Origin of the sequence: Rhizobium sp. ZK1, assembly GCF_047782645.1 — a bacterium.
In the GTDB taxonomy this organism is placed as follows: domain Bacteria; phylum Pseudomonadota; class Alphaproteobacteria; order Rhizobiales; family Rhizobiaceae; genus Rhizobium.
In genome coordinates this window covers 709,415-731,990 of record NZ_CP180586.1, presented here as the reverse complement: position 1 = coordinate 731,990, position 22,576 = coordinate 709,415, and the positions used below count along the sequence as shown (strand labels likewise).

The following is a 22,576-nucleotide window of genomic DNA, read 5'->3' as shown; positions in this document are numbered from 1 at the left end:
CACTGGAGATAGTAATGACCGACCTTCTCGATATCCCGGTCAAGACCGTTCAAGGGCGTGAGACCACGCTCAACGAATATCGCGGCCAGGTACTGCTCATCGTCAATGTCGCCTCCAAATGCGGGCTGACGGTGCAGTATGAAGGGCTTGAAAAGCTCTATGCCGACAAGCGCGAGAGAGGCTTCGTCATCGCCGGTTTCCCGGCCAACGACTTCAAAGGCCAGGAGCCGGGCACAGATGCGGAGATCCTCGATTTCTGCACCAGCACCTTCGGCGTCGACTTCCCGATGTTTTCCAAGATTTCCGTAAAGGGGCCGGACAAGCACCCGCTTTACAAGACCCTGACGAATTCCGGTGTGGAAACGACCGGCGAAGGGCCGATGCGCGAACGGCTGAAGGGCGCCGGCCTTGCCGGCGACGACAACGAAATCCTCTGGAACTTCGAGAAATTCCTCGTCGGCCGCAACGGCAAGGTCGTCGCCCGTTTCGCCCCCGACGTGACGGCTGACGATAGTCGTCTCGTCTCGGCAATCGACCGCGAGCTTGCAAAAGCGAACTAGTGCGACAGTTTCAACCGCTGCCAATTGTGGCGGTTGAAAGGTAGGCCTTCCGCTCTATCTGCCTGATCGGCGTATGTTTTTCGCCATCCTCCGATCCGGCTAACCAGCGGGAGACTGCCGTATGGCAATCGTCATTACCTCCATCCTTTTCATCATTTTCGGACTGGCGCTAGGCGCCGGCGGTCTCTGGCTCGTCACACTCGGTGGCAGCATCTTCTATCTTTTTGCCGGGCTGATGTTCCTGCTGACGGCAGGCCTGCTGCTCATGCGCAAGGCGGTGGCGCTGTGGGTCTATGCGGTGCTCGTCGTTGTGGCGCTCGTCTGGGCGATCTGGGAGGTGGGGTTCGACTGGTGGCAGCTCGGCCCGCGCGGCGGCCTCATCATTCTCTTCGGGCTCTGGCTGTTGACGCCCTGGATCCGCCGGCCGCTCGGTTTTCGTAGCCCGACCGGCATCTATTACGGCGCCAATCCCTGGCCGCTCGCCATTCCTGTTATCGCTGCCATCATCGTCGCTGCCTATTCGATGACGACGGATCCGCATGACCTCGCGGGCGAATTGCCGATACAGACGGTTGCCACAACGCCCGCTTTCGGCGGCAATGTGCCCGACGGCGAATGGCACCAATATGGCCGCACGCCCTACGGCCAGCGCTATTCGCCGCTGGACCAGATCACCGTACAGAATGTCTCCACCCTGAAGGAGGCCTGGCGCTACCAGACCGGGGACGTGAAGCGGCCTGATGATGTCGGGGAAACGACCTATCAGGTGACGCCGCTGAAGGTCGGCAACACGCTCTATCTCTGCACGCCGCACAATTGGGCGATCGCGCTCGATGCCAAGACCGGCCAGCAGAAATGGAAATATGACGCCAATTCCGGCATGAACCCAGACCGGCAGCACCAGACTTGCCGCGGTGTCACCTATTACAGCGATGAGGCGACACCTGCCGGCCAGCCCTGCAAGGAGCGCGTCTACCTGCCGACTTCGGATGCACGCCTCATCGCACTCGATGCCACCAACGGGCAGGTCTGCACCAGCTTCGCCGAACAGGGCGTTCTCCATCTGGAAACCGGCATGCAATACAATCCTGCCGGCTACTACTATTCCACCTCGCCGCCAGTCGCCGTCGCGGGCAAGATCATTATCGGCGGGGCGGTCAACGACAATTATTCGACACGGGAACAATCCGGCGTCATCCGCGCCTATGACATCAACAGCGGCGCGCTGATCTGGAACTGGGACTCCGGCAATCCAGACCAGACGACGCCATTGCCGGCGGGACAGCACTACACGACGAATTCGCCGAACAGCTGGTCGGTCTTCAGCGTCGATGACCAGCTCGGCATGGTCTATATCCCGCTCGGCAACCAGGTGCCGGACCAGCTCGGCATGAACCGCAGCGCCAATGTCGAAAAGTTCTCCTCCTCCGTCGTGGCGCTCGACATCAATACGGGCCAGCTGCGCTGGGTGCAGCAGTTCGTCCATCACGATCTCTGGGACATGGACGTGCCGGCGCAGCCGGTGCTGCTCGACCTGACGAAACAGGACGGGACGGCGGTGCCGGCGCTGGTGGCATCCACCAAGCAGGGCGATATCTACGTGCTCGACCGGCGGACCGGCCAGCCGATCATTCCCTTCAAGGAAATTCCCGCGCCCGGCGGGGCGATCCCGGAGGATCGCACAGCGCCGACGCAGCCGATTTCGGATCTCACCTTTTCCCCGGAGCCGCTGCAGGAAAAGGACATGTGGGGTGTTTCGCTATTCGACCAGCTTGTCTGCCGCATCGATTTCCACCGCTATAAATATGAGGGCCGCTATACGCCGCCCTCGCTGCAGGGAACGATCGTCTATCCCGGCAATTTCGGCACGTTCAACTGGGGTTCGGTCGCGATCGACCCCGAGCGGCAGGTGATGTTCGGCATGCCGACCTATCTTGCCTTCACCTCGCGCCTCGTACCGGCTGCCGATATTCCGCCACGCGGGCAGGACGAGAAGGGCAGCGAACAGGGTCTCAACCGCAATGACGGCGCACCTTACGGCGTATTCATGGGACCATTTCTCGGGCCGCTGCAGATCCCCTGCCAGGCACCGCCATGGGGCTATGTCGCCGGCGTGGATCTTCGCACCGGCCGTATCGCCTATATGCACAAGAACGGCACGGTGCATGACATGACGCCGCTGCCCCTGCCCTTCAAGGTGGGCGTGCCCGGTATCGGCGGGCCAATGATGACCAAGGGCGGCGTCGCTTTCCTGGGTGCAGCCGTCGATAATTACCTGCGCGCCTATGACGTGACCAATGGCCGGCAACTCTGGGAAGCTCGGCTTCCGGCCGGCGGTCAGGCAACGCCGATGACTTATACGACTGATGACAACAAACAATATGTCGTCATGGTCGCCGGCGGGCATGGCTCGGTCGGTACCAAGCCGGGCGACTATGTGATCGCCTACACGCTGCCGTAACACTACCGGAGGAGACACAAGCTCGGGGCAGGATTGCCCCATCATGCTGCTGCCGTTTTTCAGGGGGATTTTTTCATGGAAATCGGTAGCAGCCTTTCAATTTACTCCGGCCTTGGTTCGCTTTTCGAGCAGGGCAAATCCAAGAACAAGCAGACCGACGAATTCAGCGGCAGCACGCGCAATCAATCCGGCGCCGGCTTGCAGCCGAGCACGACACCGCCGTCGATCGCCAATACGATGTGGGCGGTGCAGGCCGGCAACGAGACCTACATCAACCCGCCATCCAGTGAGGAGGCAACCATCAAGGAGGCAAATAAACGCGTAGCTGCTGAATTCAGCGAGTGGAGCAGCATGACGCCCGAGGAATTCATCCGTGCGCGCTATTTGGCCGCTCATAATCTCACAGAGGACGATCTCAAGGCAATGTCCGCGGACGATCGGGCTGCCATCGAGAAGGAAATCGCCGAGCAGATCAAGCGCGAACTCGCCGGTATCGAGGATGGCGGAACCGAGACGGCAGACGACGTTCCCACCGCCTGAGGCTGGAACACCAACCGAGATGCGGCAGGGAGCACTCTTCGCCGCATTTCTATTCCGGCAACCCTGCCATTCGAAGAGCTTCGATATATCGGTTTCGGTCGTCCGGTCGCCGAAGCGGTGGCAGGACATCGGCGAGATTCGAAAGCCGGAGCGCAGGATCCAACTGGCACAGGCGAGCGATCGTTCCCTGCGCTTCCGCACTCCGCCCGCTCATGACCTGGCCCGCCGCCATCACGCGCATCGCGCTCGGATAGTTCGGCTGGTGGCGCAACGATCTTGCCGCCCAGACGGCGGCATCTTCATAATGTCCGGCGCAGAAATGAGCCAGGCCGGTGTTGAACTGCCAGGCAAACAGGCGCGGATCCAAAGGGCTCAGACGCATGGCGAGGGCTGCATGTTCGACGGCCTTGTCGGGCTCGCCAAGGCAGGCTTTCACCCAGCTGCTGGTGCCCAGGGCAGCGGCGAGATTCGGGTTGAGGAAGAGCGCGCGATCGATACAGGCCGCACTGTCATCGAGATCGCCGCCGACATAGCCGAGGACATACCCACCGTAGGAGAGCGCAACCGCATCGTCCCAGCCAAGTTCGACCGCTCTTCTGGCCAGTCGGGTCGCTTCGGCAATCTCCTCAGCGGGATTGGTCATCCAGCCATTGCTCTTTCGGGTTGCGTAGCATCGCGCCGCCCGGGCATAAGCTGTGGCGAACTCCGGGTCGCGCTCGATCGCCTTCATGAACAGCCGCAAGGCTTCGTCGATGACCGATCTGTTGGTGATCGTCCGGTCAAAAGCCGCCAGCCCGCGCAGATAATAGTCGTAAGCGTCGAGGCTCTCCGTCGGCTTGCGTTTGGCGCGCTCTATCTCCGCCTCCTCTACTTTCGGCGTTATTGCGCCGACGATACTCGAGGCCACCTGATCCTGAAGATCGAATATATTTGCAAGCGTCCCATCAAAACGGTCCGCCCAAAGATGCGCACCCGTCGAGGTGTCGATAAGTTGTCCGGCAATACGGAGCCGGTCGCCCGTGCGGCGCACACTTCCCTCGACCACGTAGCGCACGTTCAACTCGCGCCCGACCTGCTTGATGTCAACGGCCTGCCCCTTGTAGGTGAAGCTCGAATTCCGCGCGATGACGTAGAGATGGCGGAATTGAGCGAGGGCGATCGTGATATCCTCCACGATGCCATCGGCAAAATATTCCTGCTCCGGATCGCCGCTCAAATTCTGAAATGCCAACACCGCAACCGATGGCCGATCGTGATGCTTCGTCGGGGCTGAGACGGCCTGCATCTGCGGGATGACGTCGGGCCCCGGTGCGGCCGGCTGATATCCGGGTTGTTGTCGCAACTGCAGCGAAACGGCCAGGGAGGATGTCTCTGCTTCGGGTTCGGCGCCGAGATGCTTCTTCACGAGAGCCCGGCAGGTCTCGAATTGGCGCATGGCCGCGTTCTCGTGCCCCCTCAGAATGTGGATCCGCATCAGCGCCCGATGGGCGGCTTCCATCGTTGGGTCTGCGGCGAGCAGTCTCTCGGCGAGCCCTTCGCAGGCTGGCTCTTCCGCGGAGCCCGGATCGGAGAGCATGAGGCTCAACCGCTCCACGAGCTGCAGCGCCTTGCGCCGATACGTGCTCTGGTAAGGTCCGAACCACTCATCCAGTCCATCTGGAATGGCCTCGCCTGCAAGCACCTCACCGCGGTAGAGGTCCGCAGCAAAGGCAAGGTCAGCGGCCCCGCCCGCCTCCAGGTTCCGGTCGAAGATCGAAATGTCGGCTTCGTCCGGGCCGAAAATCAGGACGACTGTCTCCTGATCCCCGTCGATGTAGACGCTGGCTTCACTGCTCGCCGGGAACGCCCGCCTGATATCGACCAGCGCCTGCCGCAAGCTATTGCGGGCCTGTTCATTGCTTCGTCCCGGCCAGAAGGCTTCGGAAAGCAGTTCCCTGCGACAACCGCGGCGGCCTGCAAGGACCAGGGCAGCAAAAAGAAGCGACGTCTTGCGCGTGGCGAAGCGCACTTGCCGGTCGTCCAGGGAGGTAACTTCGAGGCCGCCTAGCAACCTGATGCGCACAGAAAGTCTCCAGATTTGGATCACCGCCGCAGAATAGCATTTGGGAAGACGGATTTAACACCGATTTAGCGGCGGCTTGTCGAAGTTTTCTTGCCCGTTCACGCCCAGCCCAACAGCCCGAAAACACCCGTATGGGACATTCCACTCGCACATCTCACAAATAGGAGACTGGGAAATGGCTCACACGGAAACTCCCGCCGCCATCAGCGCGCCGAAACGACAAGTGTCCGAGTCCAGGGTGAACAGCATCACGATATTGGCCGCTGCCGTGAGGCAGTGGCGCAGAGCCGTCGCGAGACGGAAAGTGCTGGCGGACCTGACGCCTGATCAGTTGAGAGATATCGGTCAACCAGAGATCGATCGCCCGGTGCTCGAAATCAAAGCAGGTCTGATGACGAATCTGATGTCAATGCGGTAATCAGCAAATTCACTTGCATCGCTGCGACGAAACCAAGGCCGCTCGGCTCCTGCCGAACGGTGAAATCTTCACCGCTTCAGACCATCTCGGTGATCATTTTGCCGACTTCGGCGAAGACGGGGTTGAACTCATCCATCTTCACGGTCGTTTCCGCCATATAGACGGCGGCGACGATCGGGCCGCGTTTGGGTGGCCAGATGATGGCGATATCGCCGGCCGAACCGTTATCGCCTGTTCCTGTCTTGTCACCGATCTTCCAATCGGACGGCAGGCCCGCACGCAGGCGCGCCCCACCGGTCGTGTTCGCAACCATCCAATCGACCAACTGATTTGCGGAGGTTTCCGTCAGGACCGAGCCGAGAGCGATATTGCCGAGCGTATCGAGCATGGCATCCGGCGTGGTCGTATCGCGCGGATCGCCTTTCGTCGCCTCGTTCAGCGCAGTTTCCATGCGGTCGAGCCTTGTCGTGCCGTCGCCGATGGAGCGCAGCCAGTCGGTGAGTGCAGCCGGGCCGCCGAAACTTTCCAGCATCAGGTTGCCGGCCGTATTGTCGCTCAGCGTAATGCCGGCCTTGCAGACCTCGGCCATGGTCATGCCTTCGCCGCCGGCGTGCTTTTCGGTCTCGGGCGAATAGGTGACGAGCTTTTCCTTGCCGTAGGTGACCCGCCGGTCGAGCTTTTCATCACCCTTGTCGACACGGGCGAGAACGAGGCCGGCGGCCAGAACCTTGAAGGTGCTGCACATGGCGAAGGGCTCGCTGCCGCGATAGCCGAAGGAGATGTTCGTGTCGCTGTCGAGAACGGAGACACCGAGACGCCCGCCGATACGCGCTTCCAGCGCTGCAAGCCGCTTGTCGATATCGTCGTCCTGTTGCTGCTGTGCGTATACGCCGGGCGCAAAACCCAGCGCAGGCAGCAGCAATGCGGAGCCCATGAAGCTGCGGCGGGTCAGGCTGTGATTCATGAAGACCTCCGGGGAATCAGGTTCACAGGCGTAAGGCCCGATTGCGGCGGCATCTCGGCTTTTTGGCGGAATCAGGCGGCGCGCGTAACTTCCACAGTCACATGCGACAACTCGTCCAGGCTCGAAAGCCTCTCCTTGTAGAAGGCGGTGTCGCGCGACCGCGGCGTCAGCACCGCGACGATCGCAGCATGATGGCCGGGGCCGACCTGCCAGACATGCAGATCGGTGATGCGGTCGCCATCGCCTTCTATCACATCACGGATTTCATCCGGCAGCGTTTCACCCTCCGGGAGCACGTCGAGCAGAACAGCGCCCGAGGATTTCAACAGCCCCCAGGACCATTGGGCGATGATGAGAGCGCCGACGATACCCATCAGCGGATCGAGCCAGAGCCAGCCATAGAGGCCGCCGAAAGTGAGTGCGGCAATGGCGAGCACCGAGGTCAATGCGTCGGCGATGACGTGCATATAGGCGGAGCGAATATTGTTATCCGCATGACCATGGTGGCCATGATCGTGGCCGTGGTGATGATCATGATGGTGATCATGTCCATGTCCATGATGATGGCCGCCGCTACCGCTCAACATCCAGGCACTGATGAGGTTGACGGCAAGGCCGATGACGGCGACGGCGATCGCCTGGCCGAAGCTGATCGGCACGGGCGACGTGATGCGCAGGAAGCTTTCCCATCCCATCAGCAGGGCAATCATCGCCAGAATGATGGCGCTCGCGAAGCCGGCGAGATCGCCGAGCTTGCCGGTGCCGAAAGTGAAGCGCGGGTTGCGGGCCTGTTTGCGGGCGAAGAGATAGGCAAGCGCGGAAATGAGCAGCGCACTGGCATGGGTGGACATATGCCAGCCGTCGGCCACCAGTGCCATCGAGCCGTAGATCGTGCCGGCGGCGATTTCGACCACCATCATGACCGCCGTCAGCGCAATCACCAGCCAGATGCGGCGTTCGTTGCGGGCATGGTCCTCCCCGAGGAAGACATGCTCATGTTCGTGGGTATTCGTTCCCGATATCATCGCCATCTCCTTATCGATCCGGCTCAGCGGATATAGGTTCGCAATACTTCCGATATTTCTTCAACCGCTTCCGCCCTCGCCTTCCCGTCGGCGGCATGCAGCACATGTTCGTGCAGGTGATCGTCCAGCACCTCGCCCGTCAGCCCCGTCAGCGCGCCCCGCACGGAGGCCAGAAGCTGCAGGATCTCGCCGCAGGGGCGCTCGGCTTCCAGCGCACGCTCGACGGCTTCGAGCTGGCCGCGGAGGCGACTGACGCGGGCGATAAGCTTCTTCTTCTGATGAGTGGTGTGGGACACGGTGATCTCGAAATTAGTATAGGGGGGTACCCTATCCTGCGTTCCATAAAAAGCAATCCGGCAATGGTCAGTTCCGCGCCCATCTGCCATTGACAAACGAGCGGTTTAGGAGGATTGATCTCCGCATGATCGAGATCGCGCACCATAACCGCTCGTATTTTTGGCTGTACCTGTAAAGGGCGGCCGAGACAGATCATAATGTCAACAAGCCGCCGTCAGGCGGCTTTGTTGTATCGGCAGCGTCCTGGCGGCATAAACTTCGAAAAGGACGCGAAGACCATGCTTGAAATCGAAGACAGCGAAATATCGCTCATGCGACCGCCGGTCGTGACGATCCGCACTGCAAAGCCCCGCGACATACCCGAACTCCACGAGATGATCGGCCTTCTCGCCATCCATCACGGCGATAGTTCCGTCTCGACGCCGGAACAGCTCGAACGCGATCTCTTCGGTCCGACGCCATGGATTTCGGCCATCGTCGCCGACGGCAGCGAAGGTCTGATCGGCTACGCCATCCTCGTTCCGCTCTACAGGGCGCAGGAAGGCAAGCGCGGCATGGACCTGCATCACCTTTTCGTGCGTGACGGCCATCGCGGCCACGGCACGGGCCAGCTTCTCGTCGACCGCGCCCGTGAAACGGCACGGCTTGCAGGTTGCGACTACCTCTCCGTCAGCGCTGCGACCGGCAACCTCAAGGCACACCGCTTCTACGAACAGATGGACTTCACCCCTCGCCCGGTCACCGGCATGCGCTATATGCAGTCCCTGTCGTGAGTGGTTCCAGCCGCTCGGCCATCTTGCAAGGGAGGAAAGCATGACCCGACTGGCGGTGGTTCTGACCGAAGGCTTCGCGGACTGGGAAGTGGGGCAGCTTGCTGCCTCCGCCCGCACTCATTTCGGCTTCGATGTGGTGACGGCAAGTCCCGGTGGCGCGGAAGTACGCTCCATGGGCGGCCTGCGGGTGACGCCCGATACGATAGCCGAGAACCTGCATGGCGACGCCTTCGATGCACTTGTCGTCTGCGGGGGAACGATCTGGGAGACGGAAAAGGCGCCCGACCTTTCGTCCGTGATCACCGACTTCATCGCGCGCGGCAAGCTTACGGCGGCCATCTGCGGCGGGACGCTGGCGCTGGCGCGCGCCGGTGTATTGAATGACATTCCGCATACCAGCAATGCGCCGGATTTCATCGCCGGCGCCGAAGGCTATCACGGCCAGGCGCACTATCGCGACGGGCCACAGGCGGTACGGTCAGGCATGATCGTGACTGCGCCCGGGTCTGCACCGATCACCTTTACGGCAGAGATCTATCGGGGACTCGGCTTCGGCGGCGAAGAACTCGACACCTATGTGCAGATCCTCGGCGCGGAGCATCAGCCGAAGGCGGCCTGAGCCGCGCTGCAGAGACCGATCACTTCGATGGCCGCGTCTCTTTCGGAAGACTGTTGCCGGCGGCCACCTCATGCGCCGGGCGGCTCGCCCATTGGTGCATCGCTTTCTTCACAAAAAGGAACGCCGCAGCCCTTGCCTGCGCCAGATCGGCGGGATCGTCGAGGCGGCTCGCGATTTTTGCCTCCATGACGGCAAGTGTATCGGAAAACCAGCGCGCAAGAACGGCATTGCGCACGGCAAGCCGCTCCTGCATGCGGGCGATCGCGACGTCTGTTTCCTCAAGCGACGGATGTTTCATGGGCACAATGTGGCGTGCCACGCTTGAGCGGGGCGGGAGGAAGAGATCAGGCTGCGGCCGCCTTCGACAGCACTTCCTCAGCCCACTGGTTCAGGCTCTTTCCGGCCAACTCCGCGGCCTTGGCCGCGCGAGCATGAACATCGGGGTCGACACGGAACATCATCCTGCCGGAATAGGACTTGTGAGGTTCCTTGCCAAGCCTGCGGCAAGTCTCGATGTAGTCATCCACCGCCTCATGAAAAGCGACCTTCAGGCCTTCGACCGTATCTGCATGGAAACCGACAACATCGGCAATGCCGGCAATATTGCCGAAGAAGATTTCATCTTCGGCATCGAATTCGATGCGGGCAGCATAGCCCTTGTATTCCATCACGTTCATGTTTCTATTCCGATCTCCAGCAGGAAGCGGCGGGCATCTCTGATCTGATAGCGTTTCGCTTCCTTCTCCGGATGGGGGCGATGAAAGAAGGCCAGATGGCCATCCTTCTCGAAGCGAACGCGGGAGCCGTTTCCCTCGACAACATGACAACCAACGGCGATCAGCAGGCCTTCGACATCGGCCCATGCGATCGTTCCGGAAACCGGGTCGCAGAAGATTGCCGCCAATGTCTTGCGATGCCGAGCATTCATGTCACGATGATAGGAAGTGCTAGCACTTTTTGCAAGCGCTACTTGCTCGGAACCGCCTTCAGATAGGCGGAGATCGCTTCGATATCGGACTGCGGCAGATGGGCGATGTTCTGCTGCACGTCCACCATCTGGCCACCGGCGGAGTCGAAATCGGGGGTGAAGCCGGTCTGCAGGTAGTTGGTGATATCGGCCTCGCTCCAGGAGCCGACGCTCTTCGAGCCCGGCGTGATATCGGGTATGAGGCCCTTGCCTTCCGGGTTCGGGGCGCCGGCAAGCCATTGGTCGCGGACGAAGCCGCCGAGGGAATCGCGCGGGGTGTGGCATTCGCCGCAATGGCCGAGACCCTCGACCAGATACTGGCCGCGTTTTACCTTGTCGTCGGCATTGGCGAGCACGACGCGCGGCTGATCGTTGAAATAGAGAAGCTTCCAGCCACCGAGCGCCAGGCGGATATTGAAGGGGAACGGCAGTTCATGCGGGGGCGCGACATTACTGCTCTTCGGCAGGGTCTTCAGATAGGCGAAGAGATCGTTGACGTCCTTGTCACTCACGCGCGTATAGGAGCCATAAGGGAAGGACGGGTAGAGATGCTGGCCGTCGGGGCCGACGCCGCGCTTCATGGCATTGCCGAACTGAGCGAGCGTCCAGCGACCTATGCCAGCCTGCTCATCCGGGGAAATATTGGGCACATGGAAGGTGCCGAAGGGGCTTTTGAGCGCAAGGCCGCCGGCAAGGGTCAGCTTCGCATCGCCTTGCGCACCGGGTGTCGCATGACAGCTGACACAGCCGCCCGCCCAGAACACCTTTTCACCATTCGCGACGTCAGGAGTGCCGAGATTGGCCCAGTGGCTTTCCGGAAACGGATCCGGCGCGGTGACGAAATAAAAAACTGCGCCGCCGATCACGACGACGCCGATGAGACAGAGCACAAAGCGGATGAACCTGCGGACCATGCGCCGCCTCTCCTTACTATCAATGTTCAGGGGCGTTCCCCGGCCCCGGTGCCGGAAGAGAATAAGGCGATCCGCACCGGCGGCAAGAGCCGGTGCGGATGACGGGATCATGCGAGAACAGCTCTGTCGCCTAGTCGTTCTTGATGCGATAGAGCTGATGACAGCCGCCGCAGTTGCCGCCGACCGTGTTCAGCGCAGCGCCGACGCCGGCAGCATCGGCCGGAAGCTGGGCGAGCACGGTTTCGGCGTCGGTAGACAGTTTCGCCGCGCGTGCCTTGAAGTCATCCATGTTTTCCCAGATCTTCGGGCTCGCTTCCGGGTCGCCCGTCTCCGTGCCTGGCTTGAACTGGTCCGGGAAGGCCTTCGCCGTGGTGGCGATCGTCGTCAGCGCCGCCTTGACGGCATCCGCATCATAGGGCTTCGTGCCTTTGGCGATGGCGGACAGCGCGCCTGCGGCACCACCGATCTGCTTCATCATTCCGATGCGTGCGTCATGCGTGCCGTCGACAGCCATGGCCGAACCGAGGGCAATGCCGGCGAACGCAACAGCCGCCGCAACTGTTTTCCAATTCATGATTCTCTCTCCATTGTTCCACCGGCGAAGCCGGCCGAGGGGCAATCTGCACCGGGATCATGACAAAATCCGTGTGGCCGCATAGTCACGTTTGGCCGGATCCTCATAAAAACAATGTGATAGGAACGAGCTCAGGCCGTCTTCCACCCTTGCCAAAGGCTGATCGCGGATATGACGACCAGCAGCAGGCCGGCGAGACGGCCGATGACGGCAGTCGTATTCGGGTTGGAAACCAGGAGATCGCGGCTGCGACCGGCTGTCATTGCGAGCGTACCGTAGACGGCAAGCTGCGTCAGCACGGTCATGATGCCCATGATCAGGCCTTGCAGCCAGATCGGCCCATATTCCGGCCTTATGAATTGCGGGTAGACGGCGAGCACGAAGATATAGGCCTTGGGATTGACGAGGCAGGTGACCGCCCCCTGCCGGAACGCCTTCCAGGTGGAGCGCGCCGTGCCGGGGCCGACCGCCTCGACCTTGATCGAGCTCTTCATAAGCGAGATGCCGATCCAGATCATATAGCCGACGCCGGCAAAGAGCAGCAGGTTGAAGACACCGGGCAGCATGGCGACGAGGATGCCCACCCCCGCCGCGCCATAGGCCGAATGTACCGCCCCGCCCAGCATGATGCCGCTGGTGGCGGCGAGCCCGCGCTTCGTGCCGCCGGTCAGCGCATTGGCGAGCACGAAGAGCATGTCCATGCCCGGCACGATGATGATGCCGAAGAGAAGAGTGAAATAGAGCCAGAGGCTTTCGTGATAATCCATGTCAGTTGTCCGTCCCGTATTTTCGTGCACTTTTCTGGAAGCGTATCAATTTCAATCCGATAGATAGCTCTATACGGGAAGCCAACTGACAGTGTATTGTCAGGAGCGTTGGAGAAAGGGCGGCAAATGCGCAAGGCCTCCAGGCTTTTCGAGATCATCCAGATATTGCGGCTGGCCAAGAAGCCGATGACCGCGGCCGTCATGGCCGAGAGGCTGGAGGTGACGGTGCGCTCGATCTACCGCGACATCGCTGCGCTGCAGGCGATGCGCGTGCCGATCGAGGGCGGACGCGGCATTGGCTATATCATGCGGCCGGGCTTCGATCTGCCGCCGCTGATGTTTTCGATCGAAGAGACGGAAGCGATCGTGCTGTCGCTGGCGCTCCTGGAGCGCACCGGCGACGAAGAGCTGAAGCTTGCGGCGCGGCGCGTCAACCAGAAGCTTGCCGGCGCAGTACCCGCACCGCTACGCCAGGCGATGGAAAACAAGGCGCTCTATGCCTGGGGCACGATCGCCCCGGCGCCCACAGGCGTGGACCTTGCCATCGTTCGGCGGGCGATCCGCGACGAGAGCAAGCTAACCCTCAGCTATCGCGACGAAATGGGACGCGCGACCGAACGGATGATCCGCCCGATCGCGCTGATCTATTATTCCCAGACGGCCAATATCGTTGCCTGGTGCGAACTCAGGCAGGCGATCCGCAATTTCCGCGGCGACCGGGTGGAGGCCTGCGTGGAGGCCAACGTCTTCTTCAAGGGTGAAGGTGATGGTCTGCGCACGCTCTGGACCGAGAGCTGGACGGAGAAGCCGCTGGCGGCCAACGCATGAGCCAAGCTTGCCAGCCCCTCTTACCCACCCAGCAAGAACTCAGAGTGCCATGCCGCCGGAGACCTCGATGCGCTGGGCGTTGACCCAGCGGTTGGCCTCCGTCAGCAGCGAGGCAATCATCGGGCCGATATCGTCGGGCACGCCGGCGCGGCCAAGCGCCGTCATGGAGGCGACCCTGCGGTTGATCTCCGGATTGTCGCGCACCATGCCGCCGCTGAAATCGGTAGCGATGGCGCCAGGTGCGACCGTGTTGACGGCGATGCCGCGAGAACCAAGCTCATTGGCCATGTAACGCGTCAACACTTCGACCGCCCCCTTGAGCGAGCCGTAGGCCGAGGAACCCGGCACGGTGACGCGGGCAAGACCGCTGGAAAGATTGACGATGCGGCCGCCGTCGGCGATTACGGGCAGCAGCTTCTGGGTCAGGAAGAAGACGCCCTTGAAATGGATGTTGTAGAGCCTGTCCATTTCCTCCTCGGTCGTCTCGAGGATCGATGCATGGTAGCTGGTACCGGCATTGTTGATGAGAAAATCGAAGCGCTCGCGGCCCCAGCCCTTCAGCACCGAGCGGACATTTTCCACGAAAGCATCGAAGACGGCGACATTGCCGGTATCGAGCTGCAGGGCGGAGGCCTTGCGGCCGAGTGCTTCGACTTCGGCCACGACCTTGTCGGCCTCGGCGCGATTGGAGTTGTAAGTGAAGATCACGTCGACGCCATCACGGGCGAGGCTGACGACGGTATTGCGGCCAAGGCCGCGGCTGCCGCCGGTGACGATTGCGATTTTCGAATTCGTGTTCTGATCGGTCATCTCGGTTACTCCTTGTTAGGATGACTGGAATCTAGGTCCTGACACCCTTTTTCTTGAATGCCGAAAACGTCGAACTTCTTGCCTATTCCTCCAAACAGGTTGTCGCCTCCCGTCTACGGAGTAAGATGGCTCGCAAAGGCCGCCATCCGGAGAACGACGATGTCCAATGAAATCAAGACTGTACTCAACCAGTACATGGACAGCCATGGCGGCGACGACGGGCTGTTTGCAACTGCCCTGCCCGGCTTCTACCTGATGCGTTCTTCCACGCTGACCATGCCGAAGCCTGCGATCTATCGGCCGGCGCTCTGCATCATCATCGACGGCGCCAAGCAGATCATGTTCGGAGAGCGGCTCTATACCTATAGAGCCATGCAGGCGCTGGTTATCAGCGTGGAAATGCCGGCCTTCGGCCAGGTGATAGAGGCAAGCGCGGAACGGCCGATGATCGCGCTGACGCTGGAACTCGATGTCACTATTCTGCGCGACGTTCTGGAGGCAATGGAAACTCCGCCGAAGCCTTCGGGTGAAGGCGGTCCCGGCGTTTTCGTGCAGCATTTCGGGGCAGAGCTGCAGGACTGCATCCTGCGGCTGATGCGCATGCTGGGCGCACCGAAATCTGTCCCGATCCTGCGACAGGCGATCCTGCGCGAGATCAGCTTCTGGCTGCTGTCAGGCGAAAACAGCAGCGAGGTCTGCAAGCTGGCGCTGCCCGGCAGCCAGACGCGGCGTGTGGCAGATGCCATTCACCTGCTGCGCGACAATTTCACGGCGCCGGTGCGAGTGGAGCAGCTGGCGGCGGCAGCAAGGATGAGCCCATCCTCCTTTCACCAGCATTTCAAGATGCTGACCTCTATGAGCCCCCTGCAATATCAGAAACAGTTGCGGCTTCTGGAAGCGCGGCGGCTCATGGTGGCCGATGGCATCAATGCTGCCAATGCCGCCTATCAGGTGGGCTATGAAAGCGCCTCGCAGTTCAGCCGCGAATATTCGCGCATGTTCGGCACGCCGCCGAAGAAGGACGCGCAGGAGCACCGGGTCCAGCCGGCGGCGATCGCAACGGAAGTGTCTTAGTAGTTGAGCGTGCGACTATCCTCGCGGCCGAAACCGCGGATTTCCATTCGGTTCGCGTAGACATCGACGATGGCGAAGGTGTTTTCGCTCTCGGTATCGACCACGCCCTTGAAATTGACGAAGTGGCAGCCACCGACCTTGCCGTAGTTGCCGACATGGTTATGGCCGTTGAGATAGGCAACGACATTGTCCTGCGAAGACAGCAGTTCGACGATGCGCTCGCGATCCCACATGTCATGCTCGCAGGGCGGATGAACGGGGAAGTGATTCATGACGATCACCTTCTCGCTCGCAGTCTTCGCCCTTTCGATTTCGCCGGCCAGCCAGCCGAACTGCTCGTCGCTCAGCGATGCGTTCCACTCATGGGCGTTATCGGCGCCGGCCGCCAGCAGAGCCGCCAGTCGCTCGCGGCCGAGTGCACGGAAGGCATGGCCCTCCGGTGGCGCAAAAGTGCTGACCTCGTTGCCGTTGAGCACGATGAAACGGAAAGCGTGGCGTTGGAAACTATAATAAGGCGCCGGCATGCAGACCCGTTCCACGACCTTTTCCAGGTGGTCAGGGGCGACGCCGAAATCGTGATTGCCGAGCAGGAAGAACGCTTCGTGATGCAGCGTGTCATAGACCGGCAGGATATCGTCGAAACTCATGAAATCGCGGTCGATGATATCGCCGAGCGTCATGACGAAGCTCAGTTCCTCGCCATTGAAGGTCTCGATCGCGGAAGCGACCTTGGCGAGGCTGTTGGCATAGTAGCGCCCCATCTCGACCTGCGGTTCGATGGCGGCATATTGCGGATCGGCGATGATGCCGAAGCGGAAAAGAGGAAGATCGGCTGATGACATGCGGCGTGATGTAGAGGCGGCGGATGACAGCGATATGACGGTGCGGCCAGCCGCGGCCTTTTGATAAAGGCCCTGCGATGCCTCAGCTTGCGACCGATGCCTGCTCACGGCGACCGGCAAAATAAGGCAATGCGAACATGTAGAGGCCGCTGAACATAAGCAGGAAAAGTGGCGGCAGCGGCGAATAGACCACCCAGACCGGCGGTGTACCGACTGCCATCGTGACGAAATTGGCAATGACTGTCACCGTGAAGATGATCGACAGCCAGCGGTGGAGCTGACGAATAGACTTGTTCCAATTCATTGATATTCCTCCTCAGGCCGATGCCTTGTGTCCGTATCAATCCGCGCGTGCCAGAACCTGCTGCAGATTTTCGAAGAAGCGCTGCCATCCGAACTTGGCGCCCTGATAGGCCTGCTCCTGATCCGGGCGGAAGCCGGACTGTTCCATGCGCAGATGGGTGCCTGAACCGATGGGTGTCAGCGTCCAGGTGACGGTGCTTTCGAGGCCGTAGGCATCCCAGGTATAGGCAAGCGTCCTGTTCGGCTCGATCTCCAGCACCCGGCAATCGACGGAGCCCCATTCGGCGCTGAGCTTGAAGCGGTGATCCGGAACGGGCTTGAAGTCGTTCTTCATCAGCCATTCCTCGATCAGATGCGGCTGGGTCAGCGCGCGCCAGATCTTTTCGGGCGGGAAGGCGATCTCCCGCTCGACGACAACGGAGCGGATTTCAGGCAAGGTCTCGTTCATTGGTCCATCCTTTTGAGCAGATCTTCGAGATCGTCGAACCGCTTCTCCCAGAAGCCGGTCATCTCTGTCGTCCAGTCCGCCAGAGGCGTAAGCGCCTTGATCTCGGCGGTATAATGGGTCTGGCGGCCTTCATGACGGTCGCGCACGAGGCCGGCGGTTTTGAGCACCGCCAGATGCTTCGATACGACAGGCTGAGAAACACCGGCCCGCGCCGTCAGCGCGCCGACAGTCTTCTCGCCTTCGCGGCACAGGCGCTCGAAGATCGCCCTTCGGGTCGGATCGGAAAGCGCCCTGAAAAGCGCGTCATGAGCATTCGACATGTGAATTCATACCCGTTTAGCTATGGATTCACTTATAGCCAGATGGCTATGAATGAGTCAAGCAATCTTCCAATTGCCGGTGTGCCAGGCTCTCGCGGAAACGAAAACACCCGGCGCTTGCGGCGCCGGGTGCTGAAAAGCCGAATGTTCGTAAGAACTTACTTCGTCGCCGCTTCGTAGCGTTCCAGCACGTAGTCCCAGTTGATCAGGCTGTCGATGAAGGCCTCGAGGTACTTCGGGCGCAGGTTGCGGTAGTCGATGTAATAGGAGTGTTCCCACACGTCGACGCCGAGGATCGGGGTCGCACCGTGCACGAGCGGGTTCTCGCCGTTCGGGGTCTTGGAGATTTCGAGCTTGCCGTTCTTGACGGAAACCCAGGCCCAGCCGGAGCCGAACTGCGTTGCGCCGGCAGCGGCGAAATCGGCCTTGAACTTGTCATAGCCGCCGAGATCGGAAGTGAAGGCAGCTTCGAGCTTGCCCGGCAGCTTGTTGCCGCCGCCACCCTTCTTCATCCACTTCCAGAAATGGATGTGGTTGTAGTGCTGGGCAGCATTGTTGAACAGGCCGGCATTGGTGCCGAAGGACTTCTTGACGACCTCTTCCAGGGAGAGATCGGCCAGGCCGGCTTCCGCTGCAAGCTTGTTGCCGTTGTCGACGTAAGCCTTGTGGTGCTTGTCGTGGTGGAACTCCAGCGTCTCCTTCGACATGAAGGGAGCAAGGGCGTCGTAGTCATAGGGAAGTTCAGGCAATTCGAAAGCCATATCAGATCTCCTCTTGGCAATAGATTGCGTCATCGGCAGGTGAGGCGGAACATAGGAGGGGAAGCACGGAGTGGCAACCGGCGAATTATCAAAAAACAACGACTTCGAGGAAAAATTACCTCTCGCAACGGGCTCTCTCCAAAAGCGCAAATCACAGGCCGTGCCGCGCTTTGCGGGATATGAAGCCGGTATGACGGCAAGACGGGAAGATGGCATATAAAGGAATAAAATGCCCTCCCCCGCCAAGCCCGCATTTCCTTTGAGCCCCATCCGGAAAATGAGCCCTGCTCGCGTCCCGCTCAACCGCGCCGCGCGTCTTTTCAGACGCGCAAAGGCCGCTGTAGCACTTTAAATTGCCGCATAATTCCTTAAATCGATTCCGATTTAAGGAATTATGCGGTAAGGGCGGCCGCCGGGATTTCAATAAAAATCTGTTAATTTCTTTTGGGCGCTTTGACAGGCGATGAATAGCGCGTCTTAGATGCAACCCATGGCTATCGGAGAGTTTTAGCACAACCTTCGACAGAATTAACTTAATTAGCATAACATAAATCATTTCAGGGACTTCTGACATCAACTTCGGGGCGTGTGATGGTCATGAGCTTTTTTCGTCGTAATGAAGAACCCGTCAAGCCGGGTTTGAGAGTATCCAGCCATCGCCAGACGTTGTCCGTCACCGAACAGACGGGTCTCGTGGACAAACCGCCGGTGCAGTACAGCGTTTCGGAAATCGACGATTTCCAGGCTTTCGGCACAGCGATCGAGGAAAACAAGCAGTCTTCCGAGGAGCTGCTGGTCAGCCTGACGTCGCTGCAGGAGCGGGTTTCCTCGCTGCTCGGCGCACACAGCCACTCGCTCAACGAAACGGGCGCGCTGAGGGCCGAATGTTCGCGTTTGAGCTCGCTGCTCGACTATGAGAGCAATGCGCGGCGCAAGGCCGATCAGGAAAACCAGCGCCTGACGGCCGACAACAAGGAGCTGAAACTCGACGGCAGCCAGCTTCGCGTCGAGGCCGGCACTTACCGCGAAGAACTGGTGAAGCTGCAGGGCGTGCACGAGCTGACGCGGGAAGAATTCACCGTCGTCGAGGCGCGGCTGATCGATGCCGAGCGAGAGATTCGCGACCGGGCGCTGCAATTCGACGAGGTTTCCTCGCAGCTTCGCCGCACACAGCAGGACCTTGATGCGCGCAGCCGCGAGCTGACGAGCACCCGCGAGAAGCTGGAGCTGGAAACCACGGCCCATCAGCTGCTCGCCGAAAGCTCACGCCGGGAAAACAGCATCCAGCTTCGCGAAATCGCCCGCCTCAATGAAGAGCGCAGCCACCTCAGGACCAATCTTTCGGAGCATGAGGCGCTGACACGCGGCCTGCAGTCCTCCGTCGCCAACCTGAAGCAGGACCTGGCCGCCTCCGAGGAGCGTTATCGCCGCCTGGAAGCTGAATTCGAGACGCTGGAAACCTCTTCGACGCTCGAGATCGCCAACCTGCGTACCAAACACGAAGCAGTCGGTTCCAAGTCTGAACTCATCGAGAAGCTGCTGTCGACCGCCAATAGCCGCAACAAGATGACGGACGAAGAGTTGCAGTCCACCCGCGTGGAACTGAAGCGCACCAAGTCCGAGCTTGCCACGGCTCTGGCGCGCCTGGAGCGGATGACCGACGAGATCAACCGCGTGCGCCTCAACGGCACGGAAAGCGAAGCGGCCCGCCGTGAGCTCGCCGCCCACAGCAATGATCTCGTCTTGAAGCTGCGCGAGGCCGAAAGCCAGCGCAACAAGCGCGACCGCGAGATCGAAGCCTTCAAGCACGATCTCGATACGCGCCTCGATACCGACCGTTACGAAATCAGCCAGCTCCGCACGAGCCTGGAAATCGCCAAGTCGGAAATCCGCCAGCTTCGCGCCGAACGCGCGATCCTCAGCGGCCAGCTCGAAGTGGCGCGCGGCGATCGTCCAGCCCTTGCCGACGCATTGCCCGTCGAAGAGCCTGTGAAGGAGGAGGTCCGCATGCCGGCTGCCACCTTCGCGCCGATGATCGACATTTCCAACAAGTCGCTGCGCAACGGCATGATCGCCGGCTCCGTCAACGACGAGCTCGCCGCCATCGAAGCCGATCTGCACACGCCGCCGGCAGAGTGATCCAGGCTCCTTCGGCGGGAGAGAACTTTCCGCCGAAAACAAAAGTGGCACGTCTGACAGTCCTTTGCCGTGCCGCCGGAACCGGAGCCTGCCTTTGCGAGTTTGAAGGCAGGGTCTGGAGGAGGCGCTCACATGGGACAAGTTCAAAATCGGGGACACGTACAAAAACAGGCTGAAGACCAGCAGAAAATCTATCAGCGCTGGGCACCGGTCTATGACCGGGTCTATCGCAGCATCCTGCGCGATGGGCACCGCACGCTGGCGCGGCTCGCTGCTGACGCCGGCGTCGACATTCTGGAAATCGGCGTCGGCACCGGGCTGGTGCTTTCCCACTATCCGCGACGCTGCCGGGTGACGGGAATCGACATTTCCGAGCACATGATCGCCAAGGCGCGAGAAAAAATCGCCCGCCACAAGCTTTTCCATGTGCACCAATTACAGGTGATGGACGCGCATGCGCTGGCCTTCGACGACAAATCTTTCGATGCTGTCTGCCTGCCTTTCGTCATCACGCTCATCCCCGATCCGGAACAGGTGCTAGACGAATGCGCCCGCGTTTTGAGGCCGGGCGGCGAGATCATCCTTGCCAGCAAGCTCGGCGATGGTATCGGGCTGCAGGGCGCAATCGAGGAGGTGGTGGCGCCGCTTGCCCGGCGGATCGGTTGGAGCTCGTCTTTCCGGATCAGTCGGATCACCGACTGGGCACGCGCGAGCGGTTTCGATGCGATCGAAATACTACCGGTCTTCCCAAACGGCTTCTTCAAGGTCATCCGCCTCAAGCGGCGCTCGAATGTTTGAGGCGGAGTTTTTTCGCTCCTAATGCGTTTGCATCAGGACCTTCGCTCGTCAGGGACTTTCATGACCACCGATTTCTTCCTCTTCATTGTCGTTGGTTTCTGCGCACAGATCGTCGACGGAGCTCTCGGCATGGCCTTCGGCGTGTTGTCCACGACCAGCCTGCTGGCGCTCGGCGTGCCGGTCGCCAATGCCAGCGCCATGACCCATGTGACAGAAATGTTCACGACGGCAGCGTCGGGCATTTCCCATGCCTGGCACCGCAATGTCGACTGGAAGCTCGTGGCGCGGCTCGCACCCGCCGGCATGATCGGCGGGGCGGTCGGCGCCTTCCTGCTTGCAAGTGTCGACGGCAAGGTGATCGAGCCCTTCGTCTCAGCTTATCTGATCGCCATTGGCCTCATCATTCTCTGGAAAGCCTTCCACCCGACGCGCAAACGCGACGTCCGCGACTGGATGGTGCCACCTGTCGGGCTTTGCGGCGGCGTGCTGGATGCGGTCGGCGGCGGCGGGTGGGGACCGATCGTCACCAGCTCGCTCGTCGGCCGCGGTCACGATCCGAAGCGAGTGATCGGCTCGACCAGCTTCACCGAATTCGCGGTGACGCTGATCATTTCGATCACCTTCATGCTGACGCTCGGCTGGTCGGAGCTCGGCTCGGCGGTCGGGCTGATCATCGGCGGCGTGATCGCCGCCCCCTTCGGCGCGATCCTCGTCAAGCGGCTGCCGGTGAAACCGCTGATGGTCGCAGTTTCGATCATTATTGTCGCTACATCGGCGATACGGTTTTTCTAAGTCGTATTGCGGCCGAAATAGACATCGACCGCCGCTATCCTGTCGCCGGCGAAGCGAAAGCTCTCCATGTTGCGGAAGGCCTTGCCGCCAGCCATTTCGGCGCGGTAACGCACGACGCCCTCATCACCCTGAACCGCCAGGAACTCGATGTCGAAGGCATTGAGTGCCGGCTCGTTCGGCCAGCAGCGCTCGAAATAGGTGGCACGGTCGATGTGATCGTCCTGCGGACTGGAAAAAGTGAAATCATCCGTCAGCATCGCGCCCACGATATCCTTGCGGTGATCGATATAGGCTGCGTAGAGATCGCGCAGCATCCGGGCACGGTGTTCATCCCTGTTGCTCATGTCTGCTTCTCCCTATTACCGATTGCGTCTTGCAATCAGTTAGAGGCGAGATCGCGACTTTCAAGCGGCTTTTCCCCATGCCGGCAGGTCTGATCGGGCGGAATCCGTCCTTGGCAGCTTTTGGGGTGGTGCGTAAAGTGAGGATCGCTTCACCTTGGCCGCGGCCAGACTGTACC

29 protein-coding genes are annotated in these 22,576 nt (G+C 60.7%); 12 read left to right on the top strand and 17 right to left on the bottom strand.

The features are described 5' to 3' along the window. Positions 1–14 precede the first annotated feature (14 nt). The 3 genes from ACK9YZ_RS03735 to ACK9YZ_RS03725 all read left to right on the top strand — a co-directional run bounded on the left by ACK9YZ_RS03735 (position 15) and on the right by ACK9YZ_RS03725 (position 3,561). Entirely contained in the window at positions 15–560 is a 546-nt protein-coding gene (locus ACK9YZ_RS03735) for a glutathione peroxidase (protein ID WP_216757386.1), read from the top strand. A 121-nt stretch (positions 561–681) separates the two neighbouring features. Beyond that, positions 682–3,021, top strand: coding sequence for a glucose/quinate/shikimate family membrane-bound PQQ-dependent dehydrogenase (locus tag ACK9YZ_RS03730; protein WP_416065721.1), 2,340 nt, complete (start codon positions 682–684; stop codon positions 3,019–3,021). A gap of 75 nt (positions 3,022–3,096) precedes the next feature. Continuing rightward, positions 3,097–3,561, top strand: a complete 465-nt coding sequence (locus ACK9YZ_RS03725) for a hypothetical protein (protein ID WP_416065720.1) — start codon at positions 3,097–3,099, stop codon at positions 3,559–3,561. A gap of 49 nt (positions 3,562–3,610) precedes the next feature. Here ACK9YZ_RS03725 and ACK9YZ_RS03720 read toward each other — a convergent pair whose 3' ends face one another. After that, a complete protein-coding gene (locus ACK9YZ_RS03720; protein WP_416065719.1) occupies positions 3,611–5,623 on the bottom strand; it encodes a BTAD domain-containing putative transcriptional regulator in 2,013 nt (670 codons plus the stop codon). 175 nt (positions 5,624–5,798) lie between these two features. On the opposite strand from ACK9YZ_RS03720, the gene ACK9YZ_RS03715 reads away from it, so the two are divergent. Then, positions 5,799–6,041 carry a DUF1127 domain-containing protein gene (locus ACK9YZ_RS03715; protein WP_416065718.1) on the top strand — a complete coding sequence of 81 codons (243 nt, stop codon included), beginning with the start codon at positions 5,799–5,801 and terminating at the stop codon, positions 6,039–6,041. A gap of 76 nt (positions 6,042–6,117) precedes the next feature. Here ACK9YZ_RS03715 and bla read toward each other — a convergent pair whose 3' ends face one another. The 3 genes from bla to dmeR all read right to left on the bottom strand — a co-directional run bounded on the left by bla (position 6,118) and on the right by dmeR (position 8,326). After that, a complete protein-coding gene (gene bla, locus ACK9YZ_RS03710) occupies positions 6,118–7,005 on the bottom strand; it encodes a class A beta-lactamase (protein ID WP_416065717.1) in 888 nt (295 codons plus the stop codon). Positions 7,006–7,076: 71 nt separating this feature from the next. After that, entirely contained in the window at positions 7,077–8,030 is a 954-nt protein-coding gene (gene dmeF / locus ACK9YZ_RS03705) for a CDF family Co(II)/Ni(II) efflux transporter DmeF (protein ID WP_416065716.1), read from the bottom strand. Positions 8,031–8,053: 23 nt separating this feature from the next. Further along, positions 8,054–8,326, bottom strand: a complete 273-nt coding sequence (gene dmeR, locus ACK9YZ_RS03700) for a Ni(II)/Co(II)-sensing transcriptional repressor DmeR (RefSeq protein WP_216757379.1) — start codon at positions 8,324–8,326, stop codon at positions 8,054–8,056. 279 nt (positions 8,327–8,605) lie between these two features. On the opposite strand from dmeR, the gene ACK9YZ_RS03695 reads away from it, so the two are divergent. After that, positions 8,606–9,100, top strand: a complete 495-nt coding sequence (locus ACK9YZ_RS03695) for a GNAT family N-acetyltransferase (RefSeq protein ID WP_216757378.1) — start codon at positions 8,606–8,608, stop codon at positions 9,098–9,100. Between the two features lie 40 nt (positions 9,101–9,140). Further along, positions 9,141–9,719 (top strand): type 1 glutamine amidotransferase family protein, encoded by a 579-nt coding sequence (locus tag ACK9YZ_RS03690; RefSeq protein ID WP_416065715.1) that lies wholly within the window; start codon positions 9,141–9,143, stop codon positions 9,717–9,719. 19 nt (positions 9,720–9,738) lie between these two features. Here ACK9YZ_RS03690 and ACK9YZ_RS03685 read toward each other — a convergent pair whose 3' ends face one another. The 6 genes from ACK9YZ_RS03685 to ACK9YZ_RS03660 all read right to left on the bottom strand — a co-directional run bounded on the left by ACK9YZ_RS03685 (position 9,739) and on the right by ACK9YZ_RS03660 (position 12,941). Then, positions 9,739–10,017, bottom strand: a complete 279-nt coding sequence (locus ACK9YZ_RS03685) for a hypothetical protein (RefSeq protein ID WP_216757376.1) — start codon at positions 10,015–10,017, stop codon at positions 9,739–9,741. 46 nt (positions 10,018–10,063) lie between these two features. Further along, positions 10,064–10,396: a type II toxin-antitoxin system HicB family antitoxin gene (locus ACK9YZ_RS03680; RefSeq protein WP_216757375.1), complete on the bottom strand. Its 333-nt coding sequence runs from the start codon at positions 10,394–10,396 to the stop codon at positions 10,064–10,066. Then, positions 10,393–10,647, bottom strand: a complete 255-nt coding sequence (locus tag ACK9YZ_RS03675; protein ID WP_416065714.1) for a type II toxin-antitoxin system HicA family toxin — start codon at positions 10,645–10,647, stop codon at positions 10,393–10,395. The genes ACK9YZ_RS03680 and ACK9YZ_RS03675 overlap by 4 nt, the downstream gene beginning before the upstream one ends. Before the next feature lie 38 nt (positions 10,648–10,685). Further along, entirely contained in the window at positions 10,686–11,600 is a 915-nt protein-coding gene (locus ACK9YZ_RS03670; protein WP_416065713.1) for a c-type cytochrome, read from the bottom strand. Between the two features lie 130 nt (positions 11,601–11,730). After that, positions 11,731–12,174: a c-type cytochrome gene (locus ACK9YZ_RS03665; RefSeq protein WP_416065712.1), complete on the bottom strand. Its 444-nt coding sequence runs from the start codon at positions 12,172–12,174 to the stop codon at positions 11,731–11,733. A gap of 131 nt (positions 12,175–12,305) precedes the next feature. After that, on the bottom strand, positions 12,306–12,941 hold the full coding sequence (locus ACK9YZ_RS03660) for a LysE family translocator (RefSeq protein ID WP_416065711.1): 636 nt from the start codon (positions 12,939–12,941) through the stop codon (positions 12,306–12,308). A gap of 126 nt (positions 12,942–13,067) precedes the next feature. On the opposite strand from ACK9YZ_RS03660, the gene ACK9YZ_RS03655 reads away from it, so the two are divergent. Then, positions 13,068–13,769, top strand: coding sequence for a helix-turn-helix transcriptional regulator (locus tag ACK9YZ_RS03655; RefSeq protein WP_416065710.1), 702 nt, complete (start codon positions 13,068–13,070; stop codon positions 13,767–13,769). Positions 13,770–13,808: 39 nt separating this feature from the next. Here the strand turns inward: ACK9YZ_RS03655 and ACK9YZ_RS03650 are convergent, their stop codons facing one another. After that, entirely contained in the window at positions 13,809–14,579 is a 771-nt protein-coding gene (locus ACK9YZ_RS03650) for an SDR family NAD(P)-dependent oxidoreductase (RefSeq protein ID WP_416065709.1), read from the bottom strand. A gap of 159 nt (positions 14,580–14,738) precedes the next feature. On the opposite strand from ACK9YZ_RS03650, the gene ACK9YZ_RS03645 reads away from it, so the two are divergent. Continuing rightward, a complete protein-coding gene (locus tag ACK9YZ_RS03645; RefSeq protein ID WP_216757368.1) occupies positions 14,739–15,653 on the top strand; it encodes an AraC family transcriptional regulator in 915 nt (304 codons plus the stop codon). On the opposite strand, the gene ACK9YZ_RS03640 is transcribed toward ACK9YZ_RS03645, so the two are convergent. From ACK9YZ_RS03640 to ACK9YZ_RS03620, 5 genes are all read right to left on the bottom strand, one after another. Next, positions 15,650–16,495, bottom strand: a complete 846-nt coding sequence (locus tag ACK9YZ_RS03640) for a metallophosphoesterase (RefSeq protein ID WP_416065708.1) — start codon at positions 16,493–16,495, stop codon at positions 15,650–15,652. The genes ACK9YZ_RS03645 and ACK9YZ_RS03640 overlap by 4 nt on opposite strands. A gap of 82 nt (positions 16,496–16,577) precedes the next feature. Further along, on the bottom strand, positions 16,578–16,799 hold the full coding sequence (locus tag ACK9YZ_RS03635) for a hypothetical protein (protein ID WP_416065707.1): 222 nt from the start codon (positions 16,797–16,799) through the stop codon (positions 16,578–16,580). A 36-nt stretch (positions 16,800–16,835) separates the two neighbouring features. After that, positions 16,836–17,246 (bottom strand): SRPBCC family protein, encoded by a 411-nt coding sequence (locus ACK9YZ_RS03630; protein WP_416065706.1) that lies wholly within the window; start codon positions 17,244–17,246, stop codon positions 16,836–16,838. Continuing rightward, the gene (locus ACK9YZ_RS03625; protein WP_416065705.1) at positions 17,243–17,566 is read right to left on the bottom strand and encodes an ArsR/SmtB family transcription factor; all 324 of its coding nucleotides are present in this window, start codon (positions 17,564–17,566) and stop codon (positions 17,243–17,245) included. Before ACK9YZ_RS03625 ends, ACK9YZ_RS03630 begins: the two co-directional genes overlap by 4 nt. A 158-nt stretch (positions 17,567–17,724) precedes the next feature. Next, positions 17,725–18,327 (bottom strand): superoxide dismutase, encoded by a 603-nt coding sequence (locus ACK9YZ_RS03620; RefSeq protein WP_183735651.1) that lies wholly within the window; start codon positions 18,325–18,327, stop codon positions 17,725–17,727. A gap of 70 nt (positions 18,328–18,397) precedes the next feature. Between ACK9YZ_RS03620 and ACK9YZ_RS03615 the strand changes: the two genes are divergently transcribed. The 4 genes from ACK9YZ_RS03615 (at position 18,398) to ACK9YZ_RS03600 (ending at position 22,056) form a co-directional block, all read left to right on the top strand. Next, positions 18,398–18,547, top strand: coding sequence for a hypothetical protein (locus tag ACK9YZ_RS03615; protein WP_216757363.1), 150 nt, complete (start codon positions 18,398–18,400; stop codon positions 18,545–18,547). Positions 18,548–18,924: 377 nt separating this feature from the next. Continuing rightward, a complete protein-coding gene (locus ACK9YZ_RS03610; RefSeq protein ID WP_416065704.1) occupies positions 18,925–20,466 on the top strand; it encodes a hypothetical protein in 1,542 nt (513 codons plus the stop codon). A 132-nt stretch (positions 20,467–20,598) separates the two neighbouring features. Further along, complete coding sequence (locus ACK9YZ_RS03605) at positions 20,599–21,264, top strand: class I SAM-dependent methyltransferase (protein WP_416065703.1); 666 nt, start codon at positions 20,599–20,601, stop codon at positions 21,262–21,264. Positions 21,265–21,324: 60 nt separating this feature from the next. Then, entirely contained in the window at positions 21,325–22,056 is a 732-nt protein-coding gene (locus ACK9YZ_RS03600; protein ID WP_416065702.1) for a sulfite exporter TauE/SafE family protein, read from the top strand. On the opposite strand, the gene ACK9YZ_RS03595 is transcribed toward ACK9YZ_RS03600, so the two are convergent. After that, complete coding sequence (locus ACK9YZ_RS03595) at positions 22,053–22,400, bottom strand: nuclear transport factor 2 family protein (RefSeq protein ID WP_416065701.1); 348 nt, start codon at positions 22,398–22,400, stop codon at positions 22,053–22,055. The genes ACK9YZ_RS03600 and ACK9YZ_RS03595 overlap by 4 nt on opposite strands. Between the last annotated feature and the right edge of the window lie 176 nt (positions 22,401–22,576).